The sequence below is a fragment of the Geobacillus thermodenitrificans subsp. thermodenitrificans DSM 465 genome, from assembly GCF_000496575.1.
GTDB lineage: Bacteria > Bacillota > Bacilli > Bacillales > Anoxybacillaceae > Geobacillus > Geobacillus thermodenitrificans.
Map to the genome: position 1 here is coordinate 17700 of NZ_AYKT01000022.1, position 12236 is coordinate 29935.

Consider the following 12236-nt stretch of genomic DNA (forward strand, 5'->3'; position numbering starts at 1 on the left):
AATCCTCACGAGGAAGCAAACACTTCTGTTCGATGTCTTGTCTGATGCCCGCTTATTTAGGTAAATATTCCATGAAGAGTGAGAGGAAATATAGCCATGGCTGCGACTTGGTAAAAAACGGGCGTCCCGAAAGAAAAACGGGGCGCTTTTTCTCATTCGACCTACATCACCATCGATCTTGTTTTGCCTCGGAGGGACAGCTATCTGATCCCATTCCACATTCATACAGGAAAAATCATATTGACATTTTATAATATTCATACTATTTTAAAGTTAGGTGTGATATGTAATTTATATAACGTTAATATAACGTTATATATTTTTGTATCTTTGAAAACGCTTTATATTAAGGGGGAGTCAGGAAGGATGATTTTGCATGACATTGAGAGGGCCGAGCGCAGTGAGCTTGAAGGGCTCCAGCTCAGCCGGCTCCGGGCAACGGCGGAACGCGTGTATGAGCGGGTGCCATTTTATCGTGAGCGATTTGACGAAGCAGGAGTGAAACCTGAGGATATCCGGACATTGGATGATGTGCGCAGGCTGCCGTTTACGACAAAAAGCGATTTGCGCGCGCATTATCCGTTCGGTTTGCTAGCAGTTGATCTCACTCAATGCGTCCGTTTGCATGCGTCAAGCGGCACGAGTGGAAAACCGACCGTTGTCGCCTATACAAAGCGTGACATTGATCATTGGGCCGATATTGTAGCGCGGGCGTTGGCGATAGCTGGTGGAAAGCCGGGAGATGTCGTTCACAATGCGTACGGATACGGGTTATTTACCGGCGGGCTCGGGCTTCATTACGGCAGTGAGCGGCTCGGAGCGGTCACTGTTCCTGTTTCTGGCGGCAATACGGAACGGCAAATAATGATTATTGAAGATTTCCGCCCGACCATCATTTGCGGGACACCGTCCTATGTGTTGAACATTGCTGAGCGGATGAAAGAGTTGGGCAAAGATCCGCGGCAAACATCGCTGAAATACGGGATTTTTGGAGCGGAGCCGTGGTCGGAAGAGATGCGGCGCACGCTTGAAGAGACATTTGACATCAAAGCGTGCGACATTTATGGGTTAAGTGAAGTGATTGGCCCTGGGGTGGCTATGGAATGTCATGAAGCGCAAGATGGACTTCATATCGCCGAAGACCATTTCTTTGTCGAGGTCATTAATCCGAACACACTTGAACCGGTAGGGGAAGGGGAAGAAGGAGAGCTTGTCTTTACGAGTTTGACGAAAGAGGCGTTTCCAGTCATCCGCTATCGGACGGGCGATATTGCTTCGGTGACAAGGGAGCGATGTGCTTGCGGGCGAACAACGGTGCGCATGTCACGGGTGAAGGGACGTGTTGACGATATGATTATCATTCGTGGCGTCAATGTGTTCCCATCAGAAATTGAACACCATCTGCTTCGTGTTTCGGAACTGGCTCCGCACTATCAGCTACACCGGTTCCGCCACGGTCATTTGGAAGCGGTGGAGTTGCACGCGGAAGTGACAGATGATTTTTACAGCCAGATCGGCGGCGATTTACAAAGTGAGCAGGCCGTTGCGCTTGCTCGGCGAGTTCAATCGCTGTTGAAAACACACTGTCTCGTTTCGATTGGTGTTCGTCTCCATCCTCCGAAAACCCTCCCTCGTTCAGAAGGGAAAGCGGTGCGTGTCATCGACCGACGTAAGTTCGAAGCGAAACAATCCGTTTGAATTGAAAGAAAAGTAGAAAAAAAGATTGCAAAATTATATAACATTAAAATATAATAACGTTAGATAAACGTTATATGATTTTTAATTATATTTAATAGGGGGATGAATGATGGGGACGATCATGACGTTCACTCGTCTGTCTGAGGACGAGAAACATGAACTGTTCATGCGCCGCATCGAAGCGGGGGAGAAAATCGAAGCGGACGATTGGATGCCGGATGAATATCGGATGACGCTCATTAAACTCGTTGCGATGCATGCGGTTAGCGAAATTATGGGAGCGCTTCCGGAAAAGGAATGGGTGCCGAAAGCGCCGACATTGCGGCGAAAGCTAGGCATTATGGCTAAAGTGCAGGACGAAATGGGGCACGGCCAGCTGCTGATTCGGGTGGCGGAAGATTTGATGGCGCCGCTTGGCAAAACGCGGGAAGACATTATCCAAGATTTATTGAACGAGCGGCTGAAGTTCCATAACGTCTTCCATATGCCAGCGCCGACATGGGCGGATGCCGGGTTGATTGGCTGGCTTGTTGATGGAGCGGCGATTATGACGCAGACGAACATGCTTGATGCATCATATGGGCCGTACGCACGGGCGTTGAAGCGCATTTGTGCTGAGGAAGTGTTTCATGCCCAACACGGAGAATCGATCATTTTGGCGCTAGCTGAAGGAACGAAGGAGCAAAAAGACATGCTTCAAGAAGCGCTCAACCGTTGGTGGGAGGCACTTCTCATGTTTTTCGGTCCACCGACGGCAGAAACGACGGGAACATCCAAGCAGGATATTACGATCAAATACCGCATCCGTACAAAAACGAATGAACAATTGCGCCAAGACTACTTTACGAAATACGTGCCGCGCATTTGGGCGCTCGGATTGAAGCTTCCTGACGAGACGATGCATTTTGACAAAACGCAAGGGAAGTGGATTTACCGGCAACCGGATTGGGAGAAATTTAAAGAAATTATCCGCAACAACGGACCGAAATCGCAAGAACGGCTCGAGCTGCGAAGGATTGCGCATAAACAGAACGCGTGGGTGCGTGAAGCGCTCAGCGCTGTACGGACAGTTGGGTGAAAGGGGGATGACCGTGATGGGGAAAGAACAAGGCTTTTACCAAGTGTTCGAAGTGTTCAGCCGCAGAACACCAGAGGCCCCGCTTCAGCACCAGTTCAGTCTGCTCGCCCCGAACGAGGAGCTCGCCCTCGTGATGGCGCAAGAAAACTTTATGCGCCGCGAGCCAGTTGCCGACCTTTGGGTGGTGAAGCGGGATTATATCCGGCGGATCAATGAAGAGGAAAAAGTTGCGCTTAAGCGGCTTGACAACAAAGATTATCGGTTAACGAGGGGATATGGGGATTTGAAAAAGCGGTGGCGCAAATACGAGCAAAACGTGTTCGATGAGAAAGAAATTTTATCATGGAAAGGCGAGATTCGGCGATGAGCGAAAAATCGATGTATTTTCATCCCGATGGTCAGGAAGCGCTTGTTGAATTGTTGTTCCAGCTTGCAGATGATGATTTTTTACTTGCGTATCGCGGTTCAGAATGGCTTGGATTGGCACCGCATATTGAGGAAGATATTGCGTTTTCTTCGATCAATCAAGATACGATGGGCCATGCCGCCATGTATTATCAGCTGCTCGAGGAGTTTGGCCTTGGGACGGCTGATGAACTAGCACATGCCCGGCCGGCCACGGAGCGGCGTAACGCCGTGCTCCTTGAACTGCCGAACGGTCCGGGACATTATTTGCGCGAACCCCGCTATGACTGGGCGTTCACTGTCGTCCGCCAATATTTTTACACGCAAGCGAAGCACATCCGTCTCGAGTCACTGAGAAAAAGTGCGTACAAGCCGCTCGCGGAAGTGGCGGCGAAAGTCCAAGTCGAGCTTCACTATCATTTGCTTCATTGGCATACGTGGTTCGTCCAGTTGACAAATGCCCCTGGTGAAGCGCGGACGCGAATGATAAAAGCCATTCAAGACGTAGCCGCCGATTTTGCCGGTGTGTTGACGCTTGGGGCAAGAGGGGCGGAGATGGAGCGATGGGGACTGATCGAAGGGGAAGACGTATTAACGGAAAAAACGATCGCAGCGCTGGCGCCAGCGTTTGCCGAAGTAGGTCTGGAGTGGCCGATGCCGTTTGGTATGAAGCACGGTAACGGCCGCAACGGTGAGCATACGCCGGATTTGGATGACGCGTTGGCGACGCTGTCAGAAGTTTATCGCTCCGTTCCGCAAGCTATATGGTAAGCAGTTGCACTCTGTTTCGCAAAAGACGGTGCCGCCGCTTTCCTGCCCCCCTCGGGTTGGCAGCAAGCACAGCCGGCTGCATGAAAGGCGAAACGGCGCACAATGCCGCCCTTGGCAAGGGGCGGGAAGCATATAGGCAACCGAAACGTGAGAGGGAGAACCATGACAAACGAAGAGGTTTGGAGAGCGTTAGAAACGGTGAAAGATCCGGAAATCGATTCTGTCAGCATTGTTGACCTCGGCATGGTGGAACAAGTTGAGATTCGTGATGACATGGTCTCGATTCATTTGCTGCCGACGTTTCTTGGATGCCCGGCGCTTGACATCATTCGCTCACGGGTGGAGGAAGCGGTGAAGCAGGCGGGGGCACAAGCGGTGACGGTCGAATTTCTGCGCCATCCGCCCTGGACGTCCGACCGAATTAGCGAAGTGGGACGGGAGCGGTTAAAGCAGTTTGGCATTGCTCCGCCGCCGCGGCAAATGGAGCCGGGAGCTTGGCAAGTGGAATGCCCGTATTGTGGGGCGGAACGGACTGTCATGGAAAATCTATTTGGTCCGACAGCTTGCCGCAGCATTTTCTACTGTAGGCAATGCAAAAATCCGTTTGAAGCCATGAAGCCTGTACTGCCTTTAGCAATGGAATAGAAAGGGGATGGTGACGTTGTTTAAAATGATCGCCTTGTACAAACAGCCGAAAGATAAAGAGCAGTTTGATGCTCATTATTACAACACGCATGTGCCGCTGACGGAAAAAATCCCTGGCCTTCGAAAAATCAAGGTCACGAAAATTACAGGGACGCCGATGGGGACGGAAAGTGACTATTATTTGTTATGCGAAATGTATTACGACAACCAAGAGGCGTTCCAAGAGGCGATGAAAACAAAAGAAGCGAAAGCATCAGCAAAAGATGTCATGTCATTTGCCGGGGATCTTGTCACCTTTATGGTTGGTGAGGAAGTGGAACATGAGTGAGTTCGTTTCGATCGCTGTGCGCCAAGAGGGGCCGGTTGGCGTCATTGAACTCGCCCGTCCGAATGTATTGAATGCGCTCAGTCGCCAAATGGTGTCAGAAATTGTTGCGGCGGTCGAATCGTTCGATCGGGATGAAGAAGTGCGCGTCATCGTGCTCACCGGGCGTGGGCGGGCGTTCGCTGCTGGGGCGGATATTCAAGAGATGGCCAACGATGATCCGGTTCGGCTCGAGTGGTTGAACCAATTTGCGGATTGGGATCGCCTTTCGCTTGTAAAAACGCCGATGATCGCTGCCGTCAACGGCTTAGCGCTCGGCGGCGGATTCGAGCTGGCGTTGTCCTGTGATTTGATCATCGCCTCCGCCGCGGCGGAATTCGGTTTTCCAGAGGTTAACCTTGGCGTTATGCCAGGGGCGGGAGGTACGCAGCGGTTGACGAAGCTCATCGGACCGAAACAGGCGCTCGCGTGGTTATGGACGGGGGAGCGCTTATCGGCGAAAGAGGCGCATGCATTGGGTGTCGTCACCCGCGTTGTGAGTCCGGAACTGTTAATGGAAGAGACGATGCGGCTTGCCCGGCGCCTTGCCGAACAGCCGCCGCTAGCCCTTCGCCTTATCAAAGAAGCAGTGCAAAAAGCAGTAGACTATCCGCTCTATGAAGGCATGCAGTTTGAGCGGAAAAACTTCTACCTTTTGTTTGCTTCAGAAGACCAAAAAGAAGGAATGGCGGCGTTTCTTGAAAAACGAAAACCGCAATTCCGTGGGAAATAAGGGGGGGCGCCTCATGTACGAGACAATTCGATATGAAGTGGATGGCCAAGTTGCTTGGCTGACGCTCAACCGCCCGGAGCAGCTCAACTCTTTTACGGAACAAATGAACAAGGAAATGACAAAGGCGCTAAAACAGGCCGGAGCAGATCGTGATGTCCGTTGTGTGGTCATCACAGGCGCAGGACGGGCGTTTTGTGCTGGGGAAGATTTGAGCGGCGTAACGGAAGAGATGGATCATGGGGAAGTGCTGCGCACTCGATACGCACCGATGATGAAAGCGCTCCACAGCCTAGAAAAACCGGTTGTCGCCGCGGTGAATGGGGTAGCGGCCGGTGCGGGCATGAGCTTAGCGCTCGCGTGTGATTTCCGTCTTCTCTCGGAAAAAGCGAGTTTCGCCCCGGCATTTATCCATGTGGGACTTGTGCCGGATGCTGGTCACCTGTATTATTTGCCGCGCCTCATTGGGACGGCAAAGGCGCTTGAACTTGCTGTGCTTGGGGAAAAAGTAGCGGCTACGGAAGCCGTCGCGCTCGGACTAGCGACAACCGTCATTCCGCAAGATCGTTGGGAAGAGGAAGTGAGGCAGTTTGCCGAGCGATTGGCTGCTATGCCGACGAAGGCGATTGGACTTGTGAAACGGTTGCTTCACGAAAGTCAAGAAGCGACGTTTGACCGTTACCTCGAACGAGAAGCAGAATGCCAACGCATTGCTGGATTGACGGCAGACCACCGCGAAGGCGTCAAGGCGTTTTTTGAGAAACGGAAACCAATATTCCAGGGAAACTAAGCAAGGGGGAAGAAATGATGGCAACTGTCAAACAAAAGAAAATGGAGCGAATGCCGACGAAACGCGATGTTTATCAGCTGATTATTAACGGCGAGCGGGTGGAAAGTGCTTCAGGAGAAACGTTTGTCGTCACCAATCCGGCGACGGGCGAACCGGTTGCCCGCGTCGCTAAAGGAACGCGTGAGGATGCTGAGCGGGCGGTACAGGCAGCGCGGCAAGCGTTTGACCGCGGGAAATGGCGCCATTTCCCGGTACAAAAACGGGCGCGCATTTTATATCAAATCGCTGCGCTCATGCGTGAACGATTCAATGAATTAGTAGAGTTGGAGATTTTAAATACGGGAAAAGCGTTGTCGGCTGCCCAAGGTCAAGTGATGCAAGCGATTGAAGACTTCGAGTTTTTCGCAGGGGCGATCATCGGCCATCGCGGAGCGGTCAATCCGATGCCTGGGGCGTTTCACAACTATACGGAAAAAGAGCCGGTTGGCGTATGCGCGCAAATTATTCCATGGAACTATCCGCTTATGATGGCAGCATGGAAAATTGCTCCAGCGCTTGCTGCCGGATGTTCTGTCGTCGTCAAACCAGCTTCGTTGACGCCACTCACTTGCCTTGTGCTGGCGGAAATTTGTTATGAAGCTGGGGTGCCGGAAGGTGTCGTCAATGTGGTGACTGGCGCTGGGGCGGAAGTTGGAGACTATTTAGTTGAACATCCGCTTGTCGACAAAGTAGCGTTTACCGGATCGACGCCGGTTGGGAAGGAAATTATGGAGAAGGCGTCGAAAACCCTAAAACGGGTGACACTCGAGTTGGGCGGTAAGTCGCCAAGCCTAGTGTTTGCGGACGCTGATTTGGAGGCTGCTGTCGCTGGTTCGTTGTTCGGAATTTTCTATAACAGCGGTCAGTCTTGTGAGGCGCGGTCCCGCTTGTATGTGCACGAAGACATCTATGATGAATTTATGGAAGCGTTTGTCGCTAAAACGAAGCAGTTGAAACTCGGCAATCCGTTTGATGCCAGCACGCATGTGGGGGCGATTATCAGCCGTGGACAGCTTGAGGTGATTGACGAATATGTACAATCGGCGGTTGCCGACGGGGCGACGATCGCTGCCGGTGGGAAAGAAGCGGTGGTCGCCGGCTTTGAAAATGGTTATTGGTATGAGCCGACGATTTTGACGAACGTAAATCACCAAATGAAAGCGGTTCGCGAAGAAATTTTTGGGCCAGTTGTTGTTGTGATGAAGTTTCGCGATGAGGCCGAGGCGGTTGAACTGGCGAATGACAGCGATTATGGGCTCGCTGCCGCTATCTGGACAAAGGATCATGGGCGTGCTGTTCGCGTCGCCAAACAGCTGCGCTCCGGCATTGTGATGGTGAACAGTCCGTTCTCCGCTTTCCCGGGTACGCCATTTGGCGGTTACAAACAGTCCGGATTTGGGCGTGAGCTGTCTGTCGAAGCGCTTGATTTGTATACTGAGACGAAGAGCGTGCTGTCGTATTACGGGCCGCGTCCGCTCAACCCGTTTGGCGTCTAAGACGACTGCCAACACTGTCATTTGGATGACGTCTTAGTTTATAGAGTGTGCGACAACCGGCGATGGGGTGTGTTTGGCCGTTGGCCGTGCCCCATCGTTGTTGTTGGAAACGGTTCCGCCGTTTGGCGACGAGCATCCGACGACTTGCAGTGTTCACCGCTATACACGTGAAATAGGAGAGGGGGAAGACGATGATCGAACGTCTTGTTGTTGTCGGCAGCGGCGTGATGGGGAGAGGAATTGCTTACGTTGGCGCTGTCGGAGGGTTTCAGACGACGTTGGTTGATGTGAAGCAAGAACAACTAGACAGTGCTCGGAACGAAATCACTTCCATTTTTGAACAAGCGGTCGCTCGAGGAAAATTGACGCCTGGCGCGCGCCAAGAAGCGGAGACGCGTCTTTCGTATTCGCTTGATCTAGTTGCTGCGGTACAGGGAGCTGATTTGGTTATTGAGGCAGTACCGGAAAAGCTAGAGTTGAAAAAACAAGTATTTGAGACAATCGATGCTCATGCGCCGGCATCTTGTTATTTGGCCACCAATACGTCCACGATGAGCCCGACGGAGATCGGCTCGTTTACGAAGCGGCCGGATCGAGTGATCGCCATGCACTTTTTCAACCCGGTGCATAAAATGAAGCTCGTTGAAATTATCCGCGGCTTGGAGACGAGTGATGAGACGGCGCAAGTCGTGAAAGAAGTCGCTGAGCGAATGGGGAAAGAGACCGTTGTTGTCAATGAGTTTCCGGGGTTTGTGACAAGCCGAATCAGCGCGCTTGTCGGTAATGAAGCGTTCTATATGCTTCAAGAAGGAGTGGGTACGCCGGAAGAAATCGATAAAGCCATTAAACTTGGCCTGAATTTTCCGATGGGCCCGTTTGAGCTGGCTGATTTAGTCGGGCTTGATACACGGTTGAACAACTTAAAATATTTGCATGAAAAATTAGGTGAAAAGTATCGCCCAGCGCCGCTGCTTGAACAATACGTGAAGGCCGGCCGTCTTGGCCGCAAAACTGGCCGTGGTGTCTATGATTATACGAATCGAGAAAACGACTGACAAGCCGATCGCTCGGCTACGGTTGGCAAGGGGGAGAAAAGATGGGAAGAGAGGTTGTCATTGTTGATGCTGTGCGCACACCGATCGGCCGCTACAAAGGGGCATTAAAAGAGGTGCGGCCGGACGATTTGGCCGCCGTCGTTATTCGCGCGCTGATCGAGCGGAATCCGAACTTGCCGGTGGAACAAATTGATGACGTCGTCTTCGGTAATGCGAATCAAGCCGGTGAAGACAACCGGAACGTTGCCCGCATGGCCGCACTTTTAGCCGGATTGCCGAAGGAAGTAGCGGGGGTAACGATCAATCGGTTGTGCGGTTCCGGGCTCGATGCTGTTAATTATGCAGCGCGGGCCATTTTCGCCGATGAGGCGGATATTATGATCGCCGGCGGCGTGGAAAGCATGACGCGCGCTCCGTTTGTGATGGCGAAGCCGTCAAGTGATTTTCCACGCGGCAATATCGAAATGTATGATACAACGATCGGCTGGCGCTTTATCAATCCGAAAATGCAGGAAATGTACGGCACCGACAGCATGCCACAAACGGCGGAAAACGTAGCGAAGCGGTTTGGCATTACGCGCGAGGCGCAGGACGAGTTTGCCTATGAGAGCCAAATGAAAGCGAAACGGGCGATGGAAACGAACCGGTTTGCGGATGAATTGGTGCCAGTTGTGTACTATGATCGGAAAGGCAACCAGATTGTTGTCGACAAGGATGAGCATCCGCGTCCGGATACGACGCTTGAGAAGCTGGCAAAACTGCCGCCGCTGTTTGAAAACGGCACGGTGACAGCCGGCAATGCTTCTGGAGTGAACGACGGGGCGGCGGCGCTGTTGTTGATGAGTGCCGATAAAGCGAAAGCGCTCGGCTTGAAGCCGTTAGCCAAATATGTGACGTCAGCCGTCGCCGGCGTTGAACCAGCCGTAATGGGAATCGGTCCGATTTTTGCGACGCGCAAAGCGCTGCGCCGCGCCGGCCTGTCCGTTGATGACATCGGGCTTGTCGAGCTGAACGAAGCGTTCGCTTCGCAAGCGCTCGAGTGCATTCGTCAGCTTGAGCTTGACCGAGAGAAAGTCAACGTCAACGGCGGAGCGATTGCCCTTGGCCATCCGCTTGGGGCGAGTGGTGCCCGCATATTGACGACGTTGATTTATGAAATGCAAAAACGAGGCGTCACCTATGGCTTGGCGACGATGTGCATCGGCGTCGGCCAAGGGATCGCAACGATTGTCAAAAATGCGGACGAACAGTGAGAGCGTTGGGCTAGGGGTTGAGAGATACCTAGTCATGATGAAGGGATGCTTGAGTGTGCCGCTGTTTCCTCAATGCCGGCCATTCGATCATTCCGTCCAATGCCGCCTGTTCGCAACCGTCGGGAGCCGCCTGCCTTCAGCGGTGCGGCTCTTTTTATTCCGCTTTTTTCTCGCCCGACTTGCCACCGTTATAAAAGTTTGTTACGATTATATTTCAAAAACAAGGTAAAGGGAGTCCGTCCAGATGAATACACGCTCGATGATTTTCACGATTTACGGCGACTACATCCGCCATTACGGCGGTGAAATTTGGATCGGGAGCTTAATCCGCCTCCTTCGCGAGTTTGGCCATAATGACCAAGCGGTGCGGGCAGCGGTGTCACGCATGAGCAAACAAGGTTGGATTCGGGCTGAAAAACGCGGCAATAAAAGCTATTACTCACTCACTGAGCGCGGTGTGAAGCGGATGGAAGAGGCGGCGCGCCGCATTTATAAAACGCGGCCCGAGCATTGGGACGGCAAATGGCGCATTCTCATTTATACGATTCCTGAAGACAAGCGGCATTTGCGCGACGAATTGCGAAAGGAGCTTGTTTGGAGCGGGTTTGGCACGATTTCGAACAGCTGTTGGATCTCGCCGAATAATTTGGAGCAGCAAGTGTATGACTTAATTGACAAGTATCATATTCACCCGTACGTTGACTTTTTCCTTGCTGAGTATGATGGGCCGCACATGAACAAACAGCTCGTCGAAAAGTGTTGGAACTTAGAAGAAATCAATCAAAAATATGAGCAGTTTATCGTCACTTATAGTCAAAAATACGTGATTGATAAACATAAAATCGAACGTGGCGAAATGTCAGATGCGGAATGTTTCGTTGAACGGACGAAGCTCGTTCATGAATATCGGAAGTTTTTATTTATCGATCCGGGGTTACCTGAGGAATTGCTGCCAGACGAGTGGATGGGAAGCCATGCCGCTGCCTTGTTCAATGACTACTACCAACAGCTTGCCGCGCCAGCCAGCCGCTTTTTTGAGGCGGTATTTCGAGAAGGAGCGGAGCTTGGCAAAAAGGGAGAACAGGAGAAAGAAAAGGTGTCGTTTGAGTGAATTCGTGGTGCATGGCGCAAGCCAAGCTATGCATCTCGTTTTGTGTAATGATGAACATTTTGCCAATGACCACGATGCCCGAGACAGAAAACGGAATAGAGCGGTGGGAAAGAGGGATTAGTACGCGGCTTTACCTGCGAGATGATTCCCAACTTTCCCTACACGCGCCGCAACGATTTTGAAACCGCTTTAAACTTGTTTGCTTGTTTCTTTGTCAGTTGACTCAGCAGCTGTCAGTTGTTTTCGGTACTCTTTCCCTTTTTGGACGTATGTATCGATCGACAGCTGAATAAGCGCCAAGTCTTTGTCCGTTAATTCACGCACAACTTGGCCTGGAGAGCCGACCACAAGCGAACGTGGCGGAATTTTTTTGCCGGACGGGATGAGGGTGTTGGCGCCAATAATGCATTCCTCTCCGATTTCAGCTCCATCCAAAATAGTTGATCCCATGCCAATGATTGAGCGGCGCCGGATTGTGCAGCCATGGAGTACGACATTATGCCCCACGGTCACTTCATCTTCGATAACAAGCGGAGAGCCTTCGTACAAATGACATGTCGTGTTGTCTTGAATGCTCGTTCGCGCACCGATTGTAATCGGCCCTTCATCGCCGCGCAACACGGCATTAAACCAAATCGTCGATTCTTCTCCGACGGTGACATCGCCAATGACTCGAGCTCCAGGTGCAATAAAGACGCTTTCGTGAACGTTCGGTTTTTTTCCGTTATACGGATAAAGCATTCCCATCCCCCCAAAAATATGGTATCGTTATGATTAGTATAACATATTTTTTACGAGGTG

General features: G+C 51.8%; 13 protein-coding genes. 12 read left to right on the top strand and 1 reads right to left on the bottom strand.

Annotated elements, in window-relative coordinates:
* Positions 1 to 366: 366 nt before the first annotated feature.
* The 12 genes from paaK to paaX all read left to right on the top strand — a co-directional run bounded on the left by paaK (position 367) and on the right by paaX (position 11435).
* Entirely contained in the window at positions 367 to 1698 is a 1332-nt protein-coding gene (paaK, locus tag DSM465_RS0116135) for a phenylacetate--CoA ligase PaaK (RefSeq protein ID WP_008880597.1), read from the top strand.
* A gap of 109 nt (positions 1699 to 1807) precedes the next feature.
* Positions 1808 to 2776: a 1,2-phenylacetyl-CoA epoxidase subunit PaaA gene (gene paaA / locus DSM465_RS0116140; RefSeq protein ID WP_029761796.1), complete on the top strand. Its 969-nt coding sequence runs from the start codon at positions 1808 to 1810 to the stop codon at positions 2774 to 2776.
* Between the two features lie 7 nt (positions 2777 to 2783).
* Entirely contained in the window at positions 2784 to 3143 is a 360-nt protein-coding gene (gene paaB, locus DSM465_RS0116145; protein ID WP_011887598.1) for a 1,2-phenylacetyl-CoA epoxidase subunit PaaB, read from the top strand.
* Positions 3119 to 3952 (top strand): 1,2-phenylacetyl-CoA epoxidase subunit PaaC, encoded by an 834-nt coding sequence (gene paaC, locus DSM465_RS0116150; protein ID WP_011887597.1) that lies wholly within the window; start codon positions 3119 to 3121, stop codon positions 3950 to 3952. The genes paaB and paaC overlap by 25 nt, the downstream gene beginning before the upstream one ends.
* 162 nt (positions 3953 to 4114) lie before the next feature.
* Positions 4115 to 4597 carry a 1,2-phenylacetyl-CoA epoxidase subunit PaaD gene (gene paaD, locus DSM465_RS0116155; RefSeq protein ID WP_008880601.1) on the top strand — a complete coding sequence of 161 codons (483 nt, stop codon included), beginning with the start codon at positions 4115 to 4117 and terminating at the stop codon, positions 4595 to 4597.
* Positions 4598 to 4613: 16 nt separating this feature from the next.
* The gene (locus DSM465_RS0116160) at positions 4614 to 4925 is read left to right on the top strand and encodes an EthD family reductase (protein ID WP_029761798.1); all 312 of its coding nucleotides are present in this window, start codon (positions 4614 to 4616) and stop codon (positions 4923 to 4925) included.
* Positions 4918 to 5694: an enoyl-CoA hydratase/isomerase family protein gene (locus tag DSM465_RS0116165; RefSeq protein WP_011887594.1), complete on the top strand. Its 777-nt coding sequence runs from the start codon at positions 4918 to 4920 to the stop codon at positions 5692 to 5694. Before DSM465_RS0116160 ends, DSM465_RS0116165 begins: the two co-directional genes overlap by 8 nt.
* Positions 5695 to 5707: 13 nt before the next feature.
* Complete coding sequence (locus tag DSM465_RS0116170; protein ID WP_029761799.1) at positions 5708 to 6481, top strand: enoyl-CoA hydratase-related protein; 774 nt, start codon at positions 5708 to 5710, stop codon at positions 6479 to 6481.
* A gap of 17 nt (positions 6482 to 6498) precedes the next feature.
* On the top strand, positions 6499 to 8016 hold the full coding sequence (locus DSM465_RS0116175) for an aldehyde dehydrogenase family protein (RefSeq protein ID WP_029761800.1): 1518 nt from the start codon (positions 6499 to 6501) through the stop codon (positions 8014 to 8016).
* Positions 8017 to 8207: 191 nt separating this feature from the next.
* The gene (locus DSM465_RS0116180) at positions 8208 to 9071 is read left to right on the top strand and encodes a 3-hydroxyacyl-CoA dehydrogenase (RefSeq protein ID WP_008880606.1); all 864 of its coding nucleotides are present in this window, start codon (positions 8208 to 8210) and stop codon (positions 9069 to 9071) included.
* Positions 9072 to 9112: 41 nt separating this feature from the next.
* Entirely contained in the window at positions 9113 to 10324 is a 1212-nt protein-coding gene (gene pcaF, locus DSM465_RS0116185; protein ID WP_029761801.1) for a 3-oxoadipyl-CoA thiolase, read from the top strand.
* Positions 10325 to 10568: 244 nt separating this feature from the next.
* Positions 10569 to 11435, top strand: a complete 867-nt coding sequence (gene paaX, locus DSM465_RS0116190; protein ID WP_008880608.1) for a phenylacetic acid degradation operon negative regulatory protein PaaX — start codon at positions 10569 to 10571, stop codon at positions 11433 to 11435.
* Between the two features lie 189 nt (positions 11436 to 11624).
* Here paaX and DSM465_RS0116195 read toward each other — a convergent pair whose 3' ends face one another.
* Positions 11625 to 12176: a gamma carbonic anhydrase family protein gene (locus DSM465_RS0116195; protein ID WP_029761802.1), complete on the bottom strand. Its 552-nt coding sequence runs from the start codon at positions 12174 to 12176 to the stop codon at positions 11625 to 11627.
* Positions 12177 to 12236 lie beyond the last annotated feature (60 nt).